A 20,019-nucleotide genomic window follows, 5' to 3' on the forward strand; every position below is an offset into this window, starting at 1 on the left:
TAAGCTGACTTCATGAGGCGGCTACTTCGACGACGTCAGCAGGTGGAAGCGGAGATCGCCGGTGAGGTCGCGGCAGCGGCGGCGGTGGCCACGCTGCCGGTCGCGCCCGACACCCAGGCGGCGGCCTTCTTCGACGTCGACAACACGATGATGCGCGGCGCCTCGATCTACCACTTCGCGCGGGGGCTGGCCACGCGCGGCATGTTCAGCACCTCCGACCTGGTCAAGTTCGCCGTCGGCCAGGCCGCCTTCCGGCTGCGCGGCAGCGAGAACCCCGAGCACATCGCCGTGGCGCGCGAGACCGCCCTGGCCTTCGTCGCGGGCAGCAAGGTCGAAGACGTCGTACGGCTCGGCGAGGAGATCTACGACGAGGCGATGGCCGACCGGATCTGGGCGGGCACCCGCGCCCTGGCGCAGGCTCACCTCGACGCGGGGCAGCGGGTGTGGCTGGTCACCGCGACGCCGGTCGAGCTGGCGCGTGTCATCGCGCAGCGGCTCGGCCTGACCGGCGCGCTGGGCACGGTCGCCGAGACCGCCGACGGCGTCTACACCGGGCGCCTGGTCGGCGACCTGCTGCACGGGCCCGCCAAGGCCGAGGCCGTGCGGGCGCTGGCCCGTCGCGAGGGGCTCGACCTGACGCGGTGCACCGCCTACAGCGACTCGGCCAACGACCTGCCGATGTTGTCGCTGGTGGGGCACGCTGTGGCGATCAACCCCGACTCGGAGCTGAGCGAGCACGCCAGGAAGCACGACTGGCCGATCAAGGACTACCGCACGGGGCGGAAGGCGACCATGATCGCCATCCCGGTCGCGGCTGGGGCGGGCGTCGTGGCGGGCGGCATCGCCGCCGCGCTGGCCCTGCGCCGCCACTACCGCCGCAAGGCCTGACGCCTCAACGCCCGGCTCGGCCTGCACCAGGCGTCCGCAAGGCCTTGTCAAGGCGTGCTGCCTTCACCAGGCGTCCGAAAGGCCTGACGCCTCAGCGCCCAGCGGTCTTCACCAGGCGTCGGAGCACCTCGTTGACCGTGTCGGGGCGTTCCAGGCCGAGCATGTGCCCCGCCGCGGGCACCACCGTGAGCGTGGCGTGCGGCAGCGCCTCGGCGATGCGGCGGGCGTGGGCGGGCGAGGTGAGCCGGTCGCGCGCCCCCACCAGCACGTGCGTCTCGACCCCGGCGAGCGCGCGCAGCGCCGAGAGCTTGTCGTGCGCCAGGATGCCGTTGAAGAACCCCACCATCACCTCGGTGGGCGTCGCGGCGATCATGTCGTTGACGAGCTTCACGTCCTGCGGCCGCGCGCCGGGCCCGAAGGCCAGGTAGCGGGTCGCCGGCCGGTTGGTCCGCGCCCTAACCGACGCCCGGCGGTCGATCCACGCCGCCTGCTTCAGCGCCCGCTCCATCACCAGCGGCGTCAGCCGGGGCACCAGGCGGCCGACGGGACCCGGCAGGCCGAAGGTGTTGCCCGCCATCCCGCCGCACGAGGTGCTCATCAGCACCACGCTCCGCACCCGCTCGCCGAAGAGTTCGGGCCGTCGCGCGGCCAGCCCCATGACGGTCATCCCGCCCATCGAGTGCCCGACGAGCACGACCGGCACCCCGGCGGGCACGACGGCCTCGATGACCGTTTCGAGGTCCTCGGCGAGCTGGTCGATCGTGCAGCAGTCGGAGGATCCCGCGGTGGAGGCGCCGTGCCCGCGGTGGTCGTAGGCGACCAGCATGGCCTCGCCGGCCAGGGCCTCCCGCTGGGGAAACCACGCGTGCCGGTTGAGCACCCATCCGTGGGCGAACACCACGGCCGCCTTCGGATCGGTGACCCGGTCGACCTCGACGGCCAGCCGTACCCCGTCGGCGGTGGTCACGGTGACCTGCTCGCCCCTGGCCGGCTCGGGTGCGGCCGGGCGGGCGCGCCGCCGCCGGGCCAGCAGGCCCGCGGCGGCGCCGACTCCGACACCGGCCAGCAGCACGACGCTCTTCCTCATGAGCCAGAGATTAGACGAATTATCCAATAAGAGCTATTTGAGCTTGTCGAACAACTTCTGCGCATCAGGCTGAAGCCACCGGAGCCGGTTCGGGTCCTCGGAATGCGGCCCGACGGGCACACTCAGGAACTTCACCTCGCTGCCCGCGACCGTGTACAGCACCGACGGATCGAGGTCGGTCCTGACCATCCGCACCGCGGAGTCCAGGAACCGCTTGATCTTCGCCGGATCGTCGAGGCTGCGCTTGACCTGGCCGACCATGGCCGCCATGAGGGCCTGCTGCCGCTTGATCCTGGCGAGGTCGGTCCCGTCGCCCAGGTGACGGAGCCGCAGCCAGCCCAGCGCCTGCTCGCCGTTGAGCACCTGCCTGCCCTTCTTGAGCTCCAGCTTGGCCTGGCGGTCGCTGATGTCTTCCGGGACGGTGAACTCCACGCCGCCCAGCGCGTCGACCACGCCCTTGAGCCCGGCGAAGTCGATCTCCACGGTGTGGTCGACGCGCAGGCCCGTCAGCTTCTCGACGGTCTCCCTGGCGCACGCCACACCACCGGCGTTGTAGGCCGAGTTGATCATGCCGAGCCGCCCGCCCCCGCAGCGGGGCAGTTCGACCAGCGAATCACGCGGGATGTTCACCACGCTGATCCGCGTGCGGTCGGCGGGGATGTGCGCCACGAGCAGCGTGTCGGACCTGCCCCCGGCGTCCGTTCGCGACAGCGCCGGACCGTACCTGGCGTTCTCCGGGCCCTCGCGGGTGTCGGAGCCGACCAGCAGCACGTTCATCGCCGTACGAGGTGCTGTCGCGGGGATCCCGTGAAGGACCGGCCGCAGGTCGGCGATCACGGCGGGGACGGCGATCGCCACCGCCGTGGCCAGCGCGGCCAGCGAGATGGTCAGCCATCCCAGCCGGGGGCGAGGCTTACGGAAGACGCGTTCGCGTTGCCGTACGAGCCTGGCCGGCGGCTCGTTCTCCAGCTCGCGACCCAGATCGCGCAGCATCGTCAGGTCGTCCATGTCACGCCTCCTCGGTCAACGGGTTGGTCTCGCCCAGTTCGGCCCGCACCTTGCGCCTGGCCCGGTTGAGCCTTGACCGTACGGTTCCCACGGGAATGTCCAGAGCTCTGGCCACCTCCTCGTAGGTCAGGTCGCACCAGGCGTACAGCAGCAGCGCGTCACGGTCCCTCTTGGGCAGGACGGCCAGCGCCGTCGCCAGCCGCCGCCTGGCCGCCTGGGCGGAGACCCCGGCCGCCACCCGCTCGGCGGGCGACTCGACGGGCCCGTCCTGGGGGCTGCGCAGCAGGGCGCGGTAACGCGCGGCCTCGGAGCGGTGGTGCCGCGCGACGAGCTTGGTGGCGATGCCGAACAACCACGGCCTGGCGTCGAGGTAGGTCTGGTCGTAGGAGCGCCGGCGCGCGAAGGCGACGGCGAAGGTCTCGCCCACCAGGTCCTCGGCGGGCTCGGGACCGAGCCGCTTGGACACGTATCTGAAGATCATGCCGGAGTAGCGGTCGAACAGTTCGGCGAACGCCTCCGGCTCGGCCAGGGACTCCCGGATCACGTCACTGTCCGTGACCCGGGCGAGCGGGGGTGCGGTCATGGAGGAGGTCTTCCGTCGGGGAGTCTGTCGGACATGTCTCGCCGCTTCGTCCCCTTGGGGTTCACGCGCCGCTAGAAGAACGGCGGGAAGGCGTGCCCGCGTCGCAGCCGCAGCTCGTTGAGCATCTGCTGGATGCTCTCGCGCACGTGGTCGGTGAGGTTGAACACCACCATCGGATCGTCGGCCGCGGCCGGCTCGAACTCGTCGGTGCGGATCGGCTCGCCGAACTCGATCATCCACTTCGACGGCAGCGGCACCAGCCCGGCCAGCCCCAGCCATGGGAAGAACGGCGTGATCGGGAGGTACGGCAGGCCGAGGAGGCGGGCGAGCGTCTTGAGGTCGCCGATCTTGGGATAGATCTCCTCGGCGCCGACGACGGCGGTGGGCACGATCGGCACGCCGGCGCGGATGGCGGAGGCCACGAAGCCGCCTCGGCCGAATCTCTGCAGCTTGTAGCGCTCGGAGAAGGGCTTGCCGATGCCCTTGAAGCCCTCGGGGAAGACGCCGACGAGCTCGCCCTTGCGCAGCAGCCGGTCGGCGTCCTCGCGGCAGGCCAGGGTGTGTCCGGACTTGCGCGACAGATGGCCCAGGAACGGCAGCTGGTAGACCAGGTCGGCGCCCAGGAGGCGGCACGGGCGGCCTGCCTCGTCGTGCAGGGCGACCTGCATCATCAGCGCGTCGATCGGCAGCGTGCCGGAGTGGTTGGCCACCACCAGCGCGCCGCTGTCGGCGGGGATGCGGTCGAGGCCGACGGTCTCGACCCTGAACCAGTGTTTGTACAGCGGGCGGACCAGCTCCATGAGCACGCCGTCGGTCAGTTCGGCGTCGTAGCCGAACTCGTCGATTTCGTACTCGCCGGTGAGCCGCCGCCTGATGAAGGCCAGCAGCCGGGCGAGCCTTTCCTCCTGGCCGGAGGGCGGCTCGTAGGAGGGCGCCTCGCTGATCGGGATCACCCGCGCTTCTTCGGCCGTCATCGCAGGCACCTCAGGAAGTCGTCGAAGGCCGCCGCGGTCGTGTACTTCAGCGGCCAGCCGAGCTCGGCGGCCAGGCGCGAGCTGTCGACCGCGCGGCCGTGGCTCATCAGGCGCAGCTGCTCGGGAGAGAAGTCGACCAGCCCCGCCTTCCTGGCGGCCTCGCCGAGCATGCTGAAGGCCGGCGAAGGCAGCGGTAGCGGGAACCTGCCCGCGCGCCGGACGCACTGCGACAGCACAAGCACGCCCGCCCCGGCCACGTTGAACGTGCCGGGGTGGTCTTCCGTGGCCATGCGTCGCAGCACCTCGACCGCGTCGTCCTCGTGGACGAACTGCAGCCGTGGATCGAAGCCGAACACCGTCGGCAGCACGGGCTGGGAGAAGTAGCGCGTCAGCGGCGAGTCGACGCCCGGTCCCATGAAGTTGGCGAAGCGCAGCATGGAGACCGTCACGTCGGGCCTGCGGCGGGCGAAGCCGCGCACGTAGCCCTCGACCTCCACGGCGTCCTTCGCGTATCCGTGCGAGGGACCGTCGTGCGGCTCGAACTCCTCGGTGAAGACCGCGGGGTCTCTGGGAGACGAGCCGTAGACGGCCGTGGTGGAGCGCACCACGACCCGGCACACGGTGGCCGAACGCTGGCAGGCGCCGAGCAACTGCATGGTGCCGATGACGTTGTGCTCTTTCATGACGGCCCGGCCGGCCCCCTTCGTGGGGGCGCTCACCAGACTCATGTGCACGACCGTGTCGATGTCGGCAGCCGCCATCACCTGGGCGATGTCGGGACTGCGCAGATCGACACGGACGAACTCGGTCTTGCCGAGCGACAAGCCGCCGTCACGCGGCGGCTTGGTGTCGACCCCGATGACTCGGGTAATGCCGGGATCGGCCGCGAGCACGCTCGCCACCCGCGCGCCGATATGGCGCGAGACCCCGGTGACGAGCACGGTGTGGGTCATCGGCGCCTCACAGCTGCGTCCTACTTCTTGTTGCGCCGCTGGATGCGCGTCTTCTTGAGCAGCTTGCGGTGCTTCTTCTTGGCCATCCGCTTGCGGCGCTTCTTGATGACAGAGCCCATGGGACCCCCAGGGTTATGGTGATCTACAAGTGAAACCGGTGCGCGAGCGCACACCGGGTCACAGACTACCGGCGATCCGTGGTAGATCGCCCCCTGGGGTCCAGGGTCCCTCCGGTTGTCTTTCCCAACCGGAGGGCACCCCGCCCAGCTACGTATTCACGCCCAGTCTCGGATGGACGCTACCCGAAGGGCTGAGAAGGTCGTCCTCAACCCGCCTCGATGTAGGCCTCCCGTAGATAATCGTGGACCGCCTGCTCGGGCACTCTGAAGGAACGGCCGACCCTGATGGCCGGCAACTCGCCCGAGTGCACCAGTCGGTACACGGTCATCTTGGACACCCTCATGACAGTGGCCACTTCTGCCACGGTCAGGAACTTCACCTCGCTGAGAGGTCTTTCGCCTGCACCCATCGGACGCCTCTTCCGCACGTGTTTCCGGGTTATCCCCACTGGTGCCATTGCTCACGCACGTGTACTGCCGTCAGCGTAAGTCGGGACTCCGAGTGCGCAAACCCCCTAGTTTCCCAGTTATCGGAGCCTCCTGTCAGCGAAACCAGCAAAGTCGCTGGCCAGCAGCCAGTTCGTGCCCCTCGCCTGAAGGTTGGAACTGTCCAACTTCGTACACATAAGAGTCGCCCCACCCCTCCCAAAAGTTGGCAAAGGGACGACGAGCCTCCCGAAATGCAGGCGCGAAAAGACGGTATAGGCAGGACCGAATTCGACTCAACGGACCCTTGAGGCTCGTGTGACGAGCCTGTTCACCAACGGCTCGTAATAACGGGGCAGCACGTTGTCATCGAGCGGCACGACCACATCGATCTTCCCCTCCGCCTCGCCCACGAACAGCGCCGGGTCGTTGCTGTCGGCGAATCCCACGGTAGGCAGGCCGGCCTCGCCCGCGGCACCCGCCCAGCCGTGGTCGGCGATGACCAGATCCGGACGCTCGTCGCCCAGGGCGGCGAGCATCGCCTGCATCGGCGCGGGGTCGTGGGTGTGCACGAATCCGCCGCGGTCGTCGAGCATGGCGACATCGCCCAGATAGCGTATGACCCTTTTACGGCCGAAGGCCTGACCCCAATAGCTCCACCCCTCTGCCGGGGTCAGCAGCCGCGCCCCGCGCTCGCGCAGGAAGCGCGCCAGCTCCAGGTGGATGGCGAGCAGGCCGGTCGGGTGGCCGGTGGCCAGCATGACCGTGGGGTCCGGCCGCTCAAGGACGGCCGCGACGCGGTCGGCCATCGCGTCGAGCGCGTCGATGGTGAGCTCGGGGTCGATGGTGTCCTGGCCGTAGCGGTGCTTGGGGTCGGCGCTGACGCCCGCGGACTTGGCCATCAGGGCCAGGACATCGCGGAAGGACCACGGCTGCTCGACCGTCAGGCCGAAGGTGTAGTGCGGGTCGCGATGGGCCAGGGAGGCGTAGTGGTCGAGGTTGTTCTCGCGCGGGGTCGCGACGTCGCCCGCGATGCGGGTCCTCACCAGGTGCTCGCGGAGTTCGTCGCGGCTGGACAACGTGAGCTCTCCCTTCAGGGCAGCGGGTCGAGCCCGTGGTACGGGAAGACCGCGTTGCGCGTGGCCATGATCGCCCGGTCGATGGGGTCTGCCGGGTCATAACCAGAAGAAATATCCAGAAATTCCGGATGTCTGCCGTCGGTCATGGTCAGCGGCGGCACCTCGCGGGTGCGCTCGCGGACCAGCTCACGCCACGCCTCGCCGGTCGGGGTCGCCGGGTCGATCGGGTGGCCGGAGGCCTCGGCGATCAGGTGTGTCCACACCCTGGGGACGACCTGCACCAGCTCGTAGCCGCCGCCCCCGGTGGCGATCCAGCGCCCGCCCGCGGTCTCGTGGGCGAGCTTGTGCAGCTCGGCGTAGGCCGTACGCTGCCCGTCGATGCTGAGCATCAGGTTCGCCAGCGGGTCGAGCGCGTGGCTGTCGCAGCCGTGCTGGGTCACCAGGAACTCCGGCTGGAAGTCGCGCAGCAGCGGAGGCACCACCGCGTGGAAGGCCCGCAGCCAGCCGGAGTCGCCGCAGCCGGCCGGAAGGGCCACGTTGACCGCCGTGCCCTCCGCTCCCGTCTCGCCGGGCCATCCGGTGCCGGGGAACAGCGTGCGCGGCGACTCGTGCAGGCTGATCGTCAGCACCCGCGGGTCGTCGTAGAACAGCGCCTGCACGCCGTCGCCGTGGTGGACGTCGACGTCGACGTAGGCGATCTTGGACACGCCCTGCGACAGCAGCCAGGCGATGGCCACGGCCGGGTCGTTGTAGACGCAGAAGCCGCTCGCCATGCCGGCCATCGCGTGGTGGAGCCCGCCCGCGACGTTGACCGCGTGCAGGGAGGCGCCCTCGAAGACCGACCGCGCGGCCGCCAGGGTGGCGCCGGCGATCAGCGCGGAGGCCTCGTGCACACCGGCGAAGGCCGGGTTGTCGCTCGTGCCCAGGCCCACCGACAGGTCGCCCCTGCCGTCGGCCGAGACACGCTTGACCGCCTCGACGTAGTCGCGCTTGTGGACGAGCGACAGCTCGTCGTCGGTGGCCGGGCCGCAGCCGGTCAGCTCCACCTTGTCCAGCACGCCCAGCTCGCGGGCGAGTGCCATGGTCAGCTCGACCCTGACGGGGGCCAGAGGATGCCCAGGGCCGAAGTCGTATGACGTCAGGTCGTCATCCCAGATCACCCGCGCCGGTCCGGACATGGGTCTCCCTCCTCGCGACTTGGGGCCGACGTTACCGCAGCATAGATTCCGGATATCCACTTAGGGTCGAGGCCATGCGGGTGAACCGGTCCAAGATCTTCGACATCACGCTGGTGTGCGTTCTCGCCGTGCCCGCGGTACTCGGAGCGGTCCTCACCACCGTCTACGCCGACCGGTCCGAGGTCCTGACCAGCGCCGTCTTCTTCGTGGGCGCCGTACTCCCGCTCCTGGTACGGCGCAGCCGCCCGGTGCTGGTCGCCATCCTGACCAGCACCATCGAGCTGGTCCCGACGGTGACCAGGGTGTCGGGCTCGATGCCCTTCGTCGCCGGCATCGCCCTCTACAGCCTGGGCCGCTACGCTCCCGGTCGCACCGCCTGGCGAGTGGGGGCGGGGCTGGCGGTCGTCTACACCGGCGTCGTGGTCAGCTTCAACCTGCCGCTGGTCACCTCGTGGCTGAGCCTGATCCCGCCGGTCCTCGTCGGCCTGGCGGCCCCGATGTTGTGTGTGGGCGCCGGGCAGTACATCCGCATCCGCGGCGAGCTCAAGGCGCGTGACGCCCAGGCCCTCGCCGACGCCGCCGTGCAGAACGAGCGCCGCAGGATCGCCAGGGAGCTGCACGACGTCGTCGCCCACCACCTGACCGTCATCAACGCCCTGGTGGGCGGAGCGCGTTCGGTCATGCCGCGCGATCCCGACGCCGCGCGCGAGGCGCTCGCGTCCGCCGAGCAGACCTCGCGCGAGGCGCTGACCGAGATGCGCCACCTGCTCGACGTGCTGCGCGCCGACTCCGGCGACGGTCCCGACGCCGCCACCGGGGTGGGCACCGGCGGACTGCCCGCCCTGGTGGAGCAGGTCAGGAAGGCGGGGCTGCCGGTGACCTTCTCCGTGGACGGCCAGGCCGTGCCTCTGCCCACGCACGTCGACCACGCGGTCTACCGGATCGTGCAGGAGGCTCTCACCAACACCCGCAAGCACGCCCCCGGTGCGCGTGCCGGCGTGCGGCTGGCCTACCTCGACGACGGCGTCGAGGTCGAGGTGCTCGACGACGGCCTGGGCGCGGTGGGCGGCAACGGGTCGGGCTTCGGCCTGGGCGGCATGGCCGAGCGGGTGGCGTTGTGCGGCGGGCGTCTCGAAACCGGGCCACGGCCTTCCAAAGGCTTCCGCGTGTTTGCGAAGCTACCCCTGTGATCTCCGTTGTGCTCGTCGACGACCATGCCCTGGTCAGGACCGGATACCGGCTCATGCTCGACTCGGAGCCCGACATCCGCGTCGTTGGCGAGGCGGGCGACGGCCTGGAGGCGCTGGAGGTCATCCGCGCGCTGGAACCCGACGTCGTGATCATGGATCTGCACATGCCCAGGCTGGGCGGCGTGGCCGCTACCGAGCGGATCACCGCCTCGCTGCCCGGCACGAGAGTGCTGGCGCTGAGCACCTTCGACCTCGACGAGAACGTCGTCGCCGCCCTGCGCGCCGGAGCCGGTGGCTTCCTGCCCAAGGACATCTCCCCCGAGGAGCTCGCCGAGGCCGTGCGCGTCGTGCACCGTGGCGAGGCCGCCGTCGCGCCGCGCCTGCTCACGCGGCTGATCGGCACGTTCGTGCGCGGCCCGGTGCGGCCACGCGGCTCGGTCACCGGCCTGACCGCGCGGGAGCAGGAGATCCTCACCCTCATCGGCCGCGGCCTGTCGAACACCGAGATCGCCGGCCTGCTGGAGGTCTCCCCCAGCACAGTCAAGAACCACGTGACGAGCCTGTTCGGCAAGCTGGAGGTGCGCGACAGGGCGCAGGCGGTGATCGTGGCCTACGAGGCGGGACTGGTCACTCCCGGGGAGTAGGACCCCCGTCCTAGAGCCCCGCGCGCGGAACGGTTCTCGCGCAGGAGGCCGATCGACGCCCCGGTTGGAAGCCTTGAGGCATGACAGCGATACGGGCGGCACATCTGACCAAACGCTACGGCCAGACGACGGCCGTGGCGGATCTCTCCTTCGAGGTGAACCCGGGCCAGGTGACCGGCTTCCTCGGCCCCAACGGCGCGGGCAAGTCGACCACCATGCGGATGATCCTCGGCCTGGACCGGCCCAGCGCCGGCCAGGTGACCGTGGGCGGCGTGCCGTACCAGGACCTCAAGCATCCGCTGCGCACCATCGGCGCGCTCCTCGACGCCAAGGCGGTGCACGGGGGCAGGAGCGCGCGCAACCACCTGCTGGCCATCGCCCAGAGCAACGCCATCCCGCGCGGACGTGTCGAGGAGGTCCTGGCCGCCGTGGGCCTGTCCGACGTCGCCAGGCGCCGCATCGGAGGGTTCTCGCTGGGCATGTCGCAGCGCCTGGGCATCGCCGCGGCGTTGCTGGGCGACCCCGAGATCCTGCTGTTCGACGAGCCGGTCAACGGGCTGGACCCCGACGGGATCCTGTGGATCCGCACCTTCATGCGCAAGCAGGCGGCCGAGGGCCGCGCGGTGTTCGTCTCCAGCCACCTGATGAGCGAGATGGCGCAGACCGCCGACCACCTCATCGTCATCGGCAAGGGCCGGATGATCGCCGACACCGGCGTCGAGGAGTTCATCGGGCGCAGCTCGCAGGGCTACGTGCGGGTGCGCTCGCCGCGGCTGTCCGAGCTCGCGGCGCTCCTTCCCGCCGCCGAGTCGCACGCCGATCACTTGCGGGTGACCGGGATCCCGTCGCTGGAGATCGGCAGGCTGGCCGCGCGGCACGCGCTGGAGCTGGAGGAGCTGACCTTCGTCCAGCCGACGCTGGAGGCCGCCTACATGGAGCTCACCAAGGACAGTCTGGAGTTCTCGTCATGATCGACGTTCTCACCTCCGAGTGGACCAAGATGCGCTCGGTCCGCTCCACGATGTGGACCTACGCCGCCGGGTTCCTGCTCATGCTGGGCTTCGCGCTGCTGGTCAGCATCTCGGTGGCCAACACCCGCGAGCCGATCGACGGCATGACCGGCTTCGACATCACGGTGATGGGCACGCCGTTCGCCTCGATCGCCATGGCGACGCTGGGGGTGCTGGTGATCTCCAGCGAGTATCGCACCGGCATGATCCGCACCTCGCTCCAGGCGGTGCCGCAGAGGCTCACGCTGCTGAGCGCCAAGGTTCTCGTCTTCACGGTGGCCACCGCCCTCATCAGCGCGGCCGCGACCGCCGTCACCTTCTTCGCCGTGCAGCCGATCCTGGCCGGCAAGGGCCTCGACACGGCGCTCGGCGACCCCGAGGTGCTGCGCGCCCTCATCGGGACCGCGTTGTTCCTGACCGCCGGCGGTCTGCTCGGGCTGGCGCTGGGCGCGCTGATCAGGCACACGCCCGGCGCGATCCTGTCGGCCGTCGGCCTCATCCTGGTCGCGCCGCAACTCTCGCAGTTGCTGCCCGGCGCCTGGGGCGCGGCGGTGAGCAAGCATTTCACCACCAACGCGGGCAGCAAGGTCATGGCGCTGGAGACCGGGCCGGGGAGCCTGGGCCCGTGGCAGGGCTTCGCGGTCTACCTCGCCTGGGTCGCCGTCATCATGATCGCGGCGGCGGTCCTGATGCGGAGGCGCGACGCCTGATCACTCCGCCCGCAGGGCGATCACCGGGTCCAGTCTCCCCGCGCGGCGGGCGGGCGCGACCCCGAAGAAGACGCCGACGGCGACCGACACCCCGAACGCCAGCGCGATCGACCACCAGGTGATCGCGGCGGGCACCGGGGTGAGCGCCTGGATGAGCAGCGACCCCCCGACGCCGAGGGCGATGCCGATCGTCCCGCCGATGGTCGTGAGCAGCACCGCCTCGATGAGGAACTGCAGCAGGATGTCACGCTGGCGCGCCCCGAGAGCCTTGCGCAGGCCGATCTCGCGGGTACGCTCGCGCACGCTCACCAGCATGATGTTGGAGACCCCGACGCCGCCCACCAGCAGCGAGATGCCCGCGATGGCGGCCAGCACGCCGGTGAGCATGCCCAGGATGCTGCCGATGGTGCCCAGCAGCTGGGTCTGCGTCACGGCGGAGAACTGGTCGCCCGGATGGCGTTCCTGCAGCGCCGCGAGCACGCGGCCCTGGAGCGGCTCGATCTCGTCGGGACCCGACGCTCCCACCGCCATGCCGTTGATGCGCGAGATGCCCAGCAGGCGCTGGGCGGTCGTGACCGGCATGTGCACCTCGGCGTCGCGCGCCACCCCGAAGGTCGCGCCCACGGTGGCGTAGACGCCGACCACGCGGAAGCGTGCGCCGGAGATGGAGACCTGGCGGCCGATCGGGTCGATGTCGCCGAAGAGCTTGTCGGCCACCTCGGCGCCGAGCACGGTCACCCGGCGCCTGGTGTCGACGTCCGTCTCGCTGAGGTACCTGCCGCGCTCCAGGGGGCGCTCGAAGATGTTGGGCAGGTTCTCGTCGGTGCCGACGATCGTGGCGAACTGCTCGGTCCTGCCCACCCGCACGGTCTCGCCCGACTGCAGGGAGACGGTGACCTTGGCCGGATCGCCGACGACCCGCCTGACGTGGGCGACGTCCTGGAGGTTCAGGCGGCTCTGGGTGGGCGCGGCCCCCGTGGTCAGCCTGCCGGGGACCACCAGGATGATGTTGCTGCCCAGGCCGGCGATCTCGCTCTCGACGGCGTTCTTGGCGCCCGTGCCGATCGACACGAGGATCACCACCGACAGCACGCCGATGATCACGCCGAGCATCGTCAGCAGGGAGCGCATGCGGTTGACCCGCAGCGCCTCCAGGGCCATGGAGAAGGCCTCGTAGCGCCTCATGTCGCGGTGTCCAGCTCGATCAGGCCGTCGCGGACGTGGATCTGCCGTACGGCGTGCGCGGCGACCTCCGGCTCGTGGGTGACCACGATCCTGGTGCAGTCGAGCCCGTCCAGGATGCGCATCACCTCGGCTCCGTTGCGGGTGTCGAGGTTGCCGGTCGGCTCGTCGGCCAGCAGGACGGCGGGCTCGCCGACCAGGGCCCTGGCGATCGCGACCCGCTGCTGCTCGCCGCCGGACATCTGGGACGGACGATGGTCGAGCCGGTGGGCCAGGCCGACGGCCTCCAGCGCGGCTTTCGCACGCTTTATCCGCTCATTTCGCGATATCCCGCGATACACGAGGGGCAGGGCCACGTTCTCCAGCGCCGACGTGCGCGCGAGCAGGTGGAAGGACTGGAAGACGAAGCCGATCGTCCGGTTGCGCAGCTCGGCCATCTGGGTGTCGTTCAGCCCGGCCACCTCCACGCCGTCGATCCTCAACGATCCCGACGTGGGCCTGTCGAGGCAGCCGAGCAGGTGCATCAGCGTCGACTTGCCCGAGCCCGACGGGCCGACGATCGCGGCAAACTCGCCGGGCCCGATGGTCAGGTTCACGCCGCGCAGCGCCTCCACCGAGACGCCTTCGAGCTGGTAGGAGCGCGTGAGATCGACGGCTTCGATCATGACAGCCGCTGGCCCTGCCGTACGGCGTCGGCGCCCTTGACCACGATGCGCTCCCCGGCACGCAGGCCGCTGAGCACCTCGACGACGGCCTCGCCCTGGGCGCCGAGCTTGACCACGCGGCGCTCGGCCGTACCGTCGCGCACGACCCACACCACGCTCTCGCGCCCGCTGGTCACGATCGCCGAGGCCGGGGCGGACAGGGCGTCGGCCACCTCGCGCACGGTCAGCCGCGCCACGGCGCTCATGCCGGGCTTGGGCGTCGGCGCCTGGCTGCCGTCGTCGAACGTGCCCGCGCCGAGCGTGAGCCTGACCGGGTAGCTCACGCCGCCCGTGCTGGCCTCCATGGGCGTGACGCCGACGCCGGTGACCTTGGCGGCGTACCCGGCGCCCGGCACCGCGTCGAGCTCGACCGTGGCCTTGGTGCCCTCCTTGACCAGCAGCACATCGGTCTCGTCGATGTCGGCGGAGAGCGTGAGCTCGGAGATGTCGGTGACGGTGACGACCGCGTCGCCCGCCGAGACGGGCACGCCCGTCGCCACCGGAGTGGAAGGGCCGTTGCCCGACGACGGCAACTGCATGGCGCCGGGTACCTGGCTGAGCAGGCCGCCCAGGTCGGGGGCCGAACCGCCGCCTCCGGAGGCCGAGCCCAAGGTGACGACGCCGTCGAAGGGCGCCTTGATCGACAGGCCCTTGACGGTGTCGGAGGCGACGCGCACGGCCGCCTTCGACTGGGCCATGGAGGCGGTGCGCAGCGAGGCCATCGAGGAGGTCAGCCCCGACAGGCCGCCCGTGACCTGGGAGAGCACTCCGTTGATGGTCCTGTTGAGGTCTGCGGTGATCTTGGCGAGCGCCCGGCTCTGCGCGCGGTGCTGCGCCTGCGCCAGGTCGATCGCGCTGAGCAACTGCCGCCGCGCCTGCGCGTCGTCGAGCTTCCTGGCCGCGGCGCGCGCCTTGGCGAAGTGTCCTGCCACCTGGCGGTCGAACGCCCCGGTGTCGAAGCCCGCCAGCCTGATGCCCGGGGCGCCGATCCTCGGCGCGGGCGGGGCCTTGGCCGCCTTGCGCGCCTGCTTGAGCTGCTCCTCGGCCTGCGGCGAGCTGATCTTGACGAGCAGCTGGCCCTTCTCCACGGTGTCGCCGTCGCGCACGTACAGCTTGGCGACCGTGCCCTGGGCCGGTGATCGTAAGGTGGCCGTGGCGCGGGCCCCGATCGTCGCCGGGGCCTCCACCACCTCGACCACGGGGGCGCGTTTCACTTCCGCGACCTGCACCTCCGGCGCCTCCTCCGCGGAGCAGGCCGTCAGGAGCAGCAGGATCGCGAGCGGGGGGATACCGCGACGGATCGTCACCCGATCCATCGTAGGAGCCGGGTCAGGCGGTCACTCGGGCGAGTCGCCGGATCTGGGGTACGGCCAGCAGAGCGACACAACCCGCCAGCGCCACGACGGTGGAGACCGACAGCACACCCGCCGCGCCGAACAGCCCCGCCACCGGACCGGCCAGTGCCTGGCCGATCGGGATGGAGATGGTCGAGCCGCCGATCTCGTAGGCGCTGACCCGGTTGAGCGCCTCCTGCGGCACCTGGGTCTGCACGCTGGTGGCCCACATGACCGACCAGAACGCCCAGCCGGCGCCTCCCAGTACGAACCCCGCCATGATCACCCACAGGTCGGCCTCGAGCGACATCGTCAGCGGCTGGGCGGCGAACAGGAACATCGCCACCGCTCCCGCCGCCAGCGGCCTGGCCGGGCGCAGGCGCATGGCGACCAGGCCGCCGAGGATCGTTCCAGCGCCGCCCGCCGACATCACCAGGCCGTAGGCCGCCTGGCCGTACATCCCCGTGACCAGGGTGGAGCCCAGCGGGATCAGCGGGCCGAACAGGGTGATGCCGAAGATCACCCAGATCAGGATGACGCTCCACATCCAGGTGCGGGAGCGGAACTCCCGCCAGCCCTCGCGCAGCCGTACCATCATCGGCTCCTGGGCCGTGGCCGCCACCCGCGCCCTCATGAGCAGCAGGCACGCGGCGCTGGCGGCGAAGCCCACGGCGTCGGCGGCGTACAGCATGCCGACGCCGATGAAGCCCACCAGCAGACCGGCCAGGCCGGGACCGGCCAGCTGCATGATCGCCTCGGAGACGCGCAGGGTGGCGTTGGCCCGCTGCACGTCGGTGGTGATGCGCGGGATCGTCCCCGCCACTCCGGGGGTGTACATCGCGGCGGCGGCGCCGGTGATCGCGGTGAGCACCAGGATCTGCCACAGCACCGGGCGGCCGGTCAGGAACAGCACCGCCGTGAGCGTCTGGACGACGGCGCGGATCACGTCGGCGGCGACCATCATGCGGCGCGGGGTGAACCGGTCGGTGATGACGCCGCCGAAAAGGATCAGCCCGGCCATCGGGAGCATCCACGAGGCCAGGGCCAGGCCCACTCCCGTGGCTCCGTAGCCGGCCTCGTGCATGCCCAGCGCGATCGCCACCGGCATCATCGACGAGCCGAGCATGGAGATCGTGCGCGCGGCGAAGAACAGGCCGAAATCCCGGGTCCACATGGACCGGAATAGTAAACCTTCCTAAGAATTAAACCGCGAGGGGGGTGTCAGCCTCCCGCCAGCTCGCGACCGCGGTCCCTGGCCGCCTCGATGGCCGCCAGGAACGCCGCGCGCACGCTGTGCCGCTCCAGCTCCGCGATCGCGGCGATCGTGGTGCCGCCGGGCGAGGTGACCGCCTCGCGCAGGATCACCGGGTGCTCGCCCGAATCACGCAGCATGATCGCCGCGCCGACGATCGACTGGGTGACCATGTCGAGCGCCGCCGCCCGCGGCATGCCCAGCAGGATGCCCGCGTCGACCATCGCCTCCACCAGGTAGAAGAAGTACGCGGGGCCGCTGCCCGACAGCGCCGTGGCGGCGTCCTGCTGCGACTCGGGGATGCGCAGCACCTTGCCGACCGGCTTGAGCAGCGCCTCGGTCAGCTTGAGGTGCTCCTCGCCCGCGTGGGCGCCCGCGGAGATCACGCTCATCGCCTCGTCGAACTTGATCGGCGTGTTCGACATGACCCTGACCACCGGGACGTCGGCATCGAGCCGCTGTTCCACGAAGGAGGTGGTGATGCCGGCGGCCGAGGAGATGACCAGCCGCCCGGCCGGGACGAACGGGCCGATCTCGGCCAGCAGCGCCGCCATGTCCTGGGGCTTGACCGCGAGGATGAGGGTGTCGGCGTTCTTGGCCGCCTCGGTGTTGGAGACGATCTGCACGCCGTACGTCTCCTTGAGCGCCTGCGCCCGCTCGGGGCGCCGGACGGTGGCCATCACATCGCCGGGCTTGAAGCCCGCGCGCAGGAGCCCGGACAGCAGGGCCTCGCCCATCTTGCCGGTGCCGAGAATCGCGATCATGCCTGTGTACCTCACCTGACGAAGCTGGTCTGACAGCTTACCGGGCCGCTATCGTCCAGAAGAGTGAGGAGATGGCCCGCCTTCGCGCTGGTATGGCTGCTGGTCTCGGCCTGTACCTCGACCCCGGCGGGCGCGCCCTCGCCGTCGAGCTCGTGGACGTCCGCGAAGCCCTGCCCGAGCCCGCCGGCCGCGACCGCGCTGAGGGCCGAGGGACCCCGCGTCCTCGACGGCGGCGGCCACGGCAACGTGCTCACCGTCTCCTTCGGCAGCCTGGGCGGCGAGCCGATCGCGATCTCGGCGGGCGCCGAGGGCACGGTGCGCTTCTGGTCGCTGCCCGGCTTCCGGCCCGTCCTCGAACCCCTGGCGGGCACGAGCGCGCTCTGGCTCGGCCACGACGTGCTGGTCTCCGGCGAGAAGCACGCCTACGTCTGGAACCCCGGCACGCGCCGCGTCGTCACCCGCCTGCCCGCCCCCAGAGGCACCACCCTGCACGACGGCCTGCTGTACGTCAGCGACGGCGAGCGGGTGCGGGTCTGGGACACCAGGGCCCGCTCCTGGCGCGGCTCCCTGCCGATCGGGCGGGCGGAGGAGATGGCGGCGGGCAGGCTGCGCGGCCAGGACATCCTCGTCACCTACGCCGGGATGGAGGAGCCGTTCCGCCTCTACGACCGGCACACCGGACGTCCCGTCGGCAAGCCCTTCTACAGCGGCGACGAGTTCGCCGACCCCGACGACCTGGTCGTCATCGGCGACACCCTGCACTACCGCACCTACGAGGGCCTGCACGTGGCCGACCTGACGGCGGCCAAGCCGCGCCCATCCATCCTCGTGCCCGCCGACGGCACACGTTTCCGCGCCGCGCTCGCCGCCCCCGGCCTGCTCGCCGGCGGCCGGCGCGTGCCGGAAGAACAGGGCGGCGAGGGCTCGCTGGCCAGCCCGATCGAGCTGTTCTCGACGTCCGGGGAGTTGCTCGGCTCGCTGCAAGGACACGACGCCGGGATCACCTCCCTGGCCCTCGGCACCCTCGACGGCACGCGGGTGCTGCTCAGCGGCAGCGAGGACAACACCGTGCGGTTGTGGGACCTCGCCACCCGCCGGCAGCTCGGGAGCAGCCCGGCGGGGGCCGTCGACGGCGTCGACCACGTCGCGCTGGCCGACGACCGGCTCGCCGTGGCCGCCGAGGAGAACGGCGCGCTCCAGGTCTGGGACCTGGCCGAGGGCAGGCCCGCCGGCGCGCGGATGACCGGGCCGGGCAGCCTCACCTCGCTGGCGGTCACCGGCTCCGTCGCGGTGACCGGCCACTACGACCCGCCCACCGTCCACCTGTGGGACCTGAACGCGCGCAAGCTCCTGGCCACCCTGCCCGGCGGCGCCGTCGGGCCGCTCCTCGTGAACGACGGCAGACTCGTCGGACTCGCCGACCGTCAGATCCACACCTGGGACCTGACGGCCCGCCGCCAGCTCGCCACCTTCGCCCCGCCCCCCGGCACCACCAGGCTGGGCCTCTTCCACGGCGAGCCCGTCGCGGTCACCCTGAAGGACAACACGATCAGCGTGCGCGACGTCACCACGCACGAGCAGGTCTCGACGTTCGCCGTGCCGCCCCTGGCAGGCGAGCGCGCCGACTCGTGGCTCGCCCTCGGTCACGTCGGCATGTACGGCTGCGCGCCCGCGATCGTCGTCACCCGCCTGGAGAGCACCGCGATCCGCGTCCTCGACCCGATGACCGGCCGCGACCTGACCGCTCCCCTGACCGTGCCCAGGCCCGACGACTCCCTGTGGACGGCGGTGCTCGACGGCACCGGCGAGGTCGCCGGGCACCTCGTCGCGCAGGTGACGCTGCAGCTCGACGACATCGTCCAGCACTCCCAGCTGTGGGACCTGTCGGCGGGCAGGCCGATCGGCCGGGCGCAGCCGACGACCCGCCGCATCTCCGCCTTCGCCACCACGCCCACGGGAACCGTGCTGGTCAGCGGGCCCGACGAGAAGCTGCAGGTGTGGCGGCTAACGCCCTGAAACGAGGGCGCGGGCGACGAAGCGCAGGTTGGCCGGGCGCTCGGCCAGGCGGCGCATCAGGTAGGCGTACCAGTCGTCGCCGTACGGGACGTAGACCCTGACCTTCGCCCCCAGCCCCGCCAGGCGCGCCTGCTCGTCGGTGCGCACGCCGTACAACATCTGGTACTCGAAACCGTCGGCGTCGCGACCGTGCAGGACGGCGAGAGTCGAGGCGATCTCGATCATCCGCGGATCATGCGACGCGACCATCGGGTAGGCCGAGCCGGACATCAGGACGCGCAGGCACTTCACGAAGGAACGGTCGACGTCCTTGCCCGAATACGCTCCCGGCGCGTCGTAGGCGCCCTTGCACAGCCTGACCCTGGCGCCGGTGAGCGCGGCGCAGCGCTCGGCCGCGTCCTTGAGATACGCCTGTACGGCGACGCCCACCAGCGGGTGCTCCTTGCGCAGCGTCGCGTGCACCGACATCAGCGCGTCGATCGTGTCGTGCTCCTCGGCGTCGAGCGTCACCGTCACGTCCCTGGCGGCGGCCGCCTCGCAGATCGTCGCCGCGTTGTCGAGCGCCAGCTGCTCCGACAGGCGCAGGCCCAGCGCGGTCAGCTTCACCGACACGTCGGCGCCGGGCGCCAGCCTGCCGATCACGTCGACGTAGGCCATCACCTCACCGTCGGCCTTGACCCGGTCGTCGACCTCCTCGCCCAGATGGTCGACCGTCACCAGCAGGCCGCGCCGGGTCAGCTCGGACGTCGCCGCGATCACGTCGGAGGCCACGAAGCGCCTGGCCACGCTCGTGGTCATCGAGGAGTTCGACAGCAGCGCCTCGGCCCGCCGGCTACGAGACACGGCGATCAGAGTCTGACGCAGGAGCACAGGCTCACCATAACCGCAGGTTCTGGGAGTTGAACCGGGCGACATCCG

21 protein-coding genes are annotated in these 20,019 nt (G+C 71.0%); 6 read left to right on the top strand and 15 right to left on the bottom strand.

What is annotated here, in order from left to right; translation table 11 throughout:
• Positions 1-12 precede the first annotated feature (12 nt).
• Complete coding sequence (locus HNR30_RS12980; protein ID WP_181610095.1) at positions 13-888, top strand: HAD family hydrolase; 876 nt, start codon at positions 13-15, stop codon at positions 886-888.
• A 91-nt stretch (positions 889-979) separates the two neighbouring features.
• Here the strand turns inward: HNR30_RS12980 and HNR30_RS12985 are convergent, their stop codons facing one another.
• The 9 genes from HNR30_RS12985 to HNR30_RS13025 form a co-directional block, all read right to left on the bottom strand.
• The gene (locus tag HNR30_RS12985) at positions 980-1,975 is read right to left on the bottom strand and encodes an alpha/beta fold hydrolase (RefSeq protein WP_181610096.1); all 996 of its coding nucleotides are present in this window, start codon (positions 1,973-1,975) and stop codon (positions 980-982) included.
• Between the two features lie 33 nt (positions 1,976-2,008).
• Entirely contained in the window at positions 2,009-2,983 is a 975-nt protein-coding gene (locus HNR30_RS12990) for an LCP family protein (RefSeq protein ID WP_181610097.1), read from the bottom strand.
• A gap of 1 nt (position 2,984) precedes the next feature.
• Positions 2,985-3,566 (bottom strand): RNA polymerase sigma factor, encoded by a 582-nt coding sequence (locus HNR30_RS12995; protein WP_181610098.1) that lies wholly within the window; start codon positions 3,564-3,566, stop codon positions 2,985-2,987.
• A 71-nt stretch (positions 3,567-3,637) separates the two neighbouring features.
• Positions 3,638-4,540, bottom strand: a complete 903-nt coding sequence (locus HNR30_RS13000; protein WP_181610099.1) for a lysophospholipid acyltransferase family protein — start codon at positions 4,538-4,540, stop codon at positions 3,638-3,640.
• Positions 4,537-5,493 carry an NAD-dependent epimerase/dehydratase family protein gene (locus tag HNR30_RS13005; RefSeq protein ID WP_181610100.1) on the bottom strand — a complete coding sequence of 319 codons (957 nt, stop codon included), beginning with the start codon at positions 5,491-5,493 and terminating at the stop codon, positions 4,537-4,539. Before HNR30_RS13005 ends, HNR30_RS13000 begins: the two co-directional genes overlap by 4 nt.
• Positions 5,494-5,513: 20 nt before the next feature.
• Positions 5,514-5,612 carry a 30S ribosomal protein bS22 gene (locus tag HNR30_RS13010; protein ID WP_018654693.1) on the bottom strand — a complete coding sequence of 33 codons (99 nt, stop codon included), beginning with the start codon at positions 5,610-5,612 and terminating at the stop codon, positions 5,514-5,516.
• Between the two features lie 206 nt (positions 5,613-5,818).
• The gene (locus tag HNR30_RS13015; protein ID WP_026214222.1) at positions 5,819-6,022 is read right to left on the bottom strand and encodes a helix-turn-helix domain-containing protein; all 204 of its coding nucleotides are present in this window, start codon (positions 6,020-6,022) and stop codon (positions 5,819-5,821) included.
• Positions 6,023-6,334: 312 nt separating this feature from the next.
• A complete protein-coding gene (locus tag HNR30_RS13020) occupies positions 6,335-7,117 on the bottom strand; it encodes a phosphatase (protein WP_181610101.1) in 783 nt (260 codons plus the stop codon).
• A 14-nt stretch (positions 7,118-7,131) separates the two neighbouring features.
• On the bottom strand, positions 7,132-8,295 hold the full coding sequence (locus HNR30_RS13025) for an acetoin utilization protein AcuC (protein WP_181610102.1): 1,164 nt from the start codon (positions 8,293-8,295) through the stop codon (positions 7,132-7,134).
• A gap of 74 nt (positions 8,296-8,369) precedes the next feature.
• Between HNR30_RS13025 and HNR30_RS50095 the strand changes: the two genes are divergently transcribed.
• From HNR30_RS50095 to HNR30_RS13045, 4 genes are all read left to right on the top strand, one after another.
• A complete protein-coding gene (locus tag HNR30_RS50095) occupies positions 8,370-9,485 on the top strand; it encodes a sensor histidine kinase (protein ID WP_181610103.1) in 1,116 nt (371 codons plus the stop codon).
• Positions 9,482-10,129 carry a response regulator gene (locus HNR30_RS13035; protein ID WP_181610104.1) on the top strand — a complete coding sequence of 216 codons (648 nt, stop codon included), beginning with the start codon at positions 9,482-9,484 and terminating at the stop codon, positions 10,127-10,129. Before HNR30_RS50095 ends, HNR30_RS13035 begins: the two co-directional genes overlap by 4 nt.
• Before the next feature lie 80 nt (positions 10,130-10,209).
• The gene (locus HNR30_RS13040; protein WP_181610105.1) at positions 10,210-11,100 is read left to right on the top strand and encodes an ABC transporter ATP-binding protein; all 891 of its coding nucleotides are present in this window, start codon (positions 10,210-10,212) and stop codon (positions 11,098-11,100) included.
• The gene (locus HNR30_RS13045; RefSeq protein ID WP_181610106.1) at positions 11,097-11,849 is read left to right on the top strand and encodes an ABC transporter permease; all 753 of its coding nucleotides are present in this window, start codon (positions 11,097-11,099) and stop codon (positions 11,847-11,849) included. Before HNR30_RS13040 ends, HNR30_RS13045 begins: the two co-directional genes overlap by 4 nt.
• On the opposite strand, the gene HNR30_RS13050 is transcribed toward HNR30_RS13045, so the two are convergent.
• The 5 genes from HNR30_RS13050 to proC are packed head-to-tail and all read right to left on the bottom strand — an operon-like array spanning position 11,850 to position 17,085.
• Entirely contained in the window at positions 11,850-13,034 is a 1,185-nt protein-coding gene (locus tag HNR30_RS13050; protein ID WP_181610107.1) for an ABC transporter permease, read from the bottom strand.
• On the bottom strand, positions 13,031-13,696 hold the full coding sequence (locus HNR30_RS13055) for an ABC transporter ATP-binding protein (protein WP_181610108.1): 666 nt from the start codon (positions 13,694-13,696) through the stop codon (positions 13,031-13,033). The genes HNR30_RS13050 and HNR30_RS13055 overlap by 4 nt, the downstream gene beginning before the upstream one ends.
• Entirely contained in the window at positions 13,693-15,042 is a 1,350-nt protein-coding gene (locus HNR30_RS13060) for an efflux RND transporter periplasmic adaptor subunit (protein WP_181610109.1), read from the bottom strand. The genes HNR30_RS13055 and HNR30_RS13060 overlap by 4 nt, the downstream gene beginning before the upstream one ends.
• Positions 15,043-15,064: 22 nt before the next feature.
• Entirely contained in the window at positions 15,065-16,243 is a 1,179-nt protein-coding gene (locus HNR30_RS13065) for an MFS transporter (RefSeq protein WP_181610110.1), read from the bottom strand.
• A gap of 47 nt (positions 16,244-16,290) precedes the next feature.
• Positions 16,291-17,085: a pyrroline-5-carboxylate reductase gene (gene proC, locus HNR30_RS13070; RefSeq protein ID WP_181610111.1), complete on the bottom strand. Its 795-nt coding sequence runs from the start codon at positions 17,083-17,085 to the stop codon at positions 16,291-16,293.
• Between the two features lie 63 nt (positions 17,086-17,148).
• Here proC and HNR30_RS13075 point away from each other — a divergent pair, with 63 nt between their 5' ends.
• Entirely contained in the window at positions 17,149-19,101 is a 1,953-nt protein-coding gene (locus HNR30_RS13075; protein WP_181610112.1) for a WD40 repeat domain-containing protein, read from the top strand.
• On the opposite strand, the gene HNR30_RS13080 is transcribed toward HNR30_RS13075, so the two are convergent.
• Positions 19,090-19,971 carry a proline dehydrogenase family protein gene (locus HNR30_RS13080; RefSeq protein ID WP_312894379.1) on the bottom strand — a complete coding sequence of 294 codons (882 nt, stop codon included), beginning with the start codon at positions 19,969-19,971 and terminating at the stop codon, positions 19,090-19,092. The genes HNR30_RS13075 and HNR30_RS13080 overlap by 12 nt on opposite strands.
• Between the last annotated feature and the right edge of the window lie 48 nt (positions 19,972-20,019).

The organism is Nonomuraea soli (genome assembly GCF_013761175.1).
Lineage (GTDB): Bacteria > Actinomycetota > Actinomycetes > Streptosporangiales > Streptosporangiaceae > Nonomuraea > Nonomuraea soli.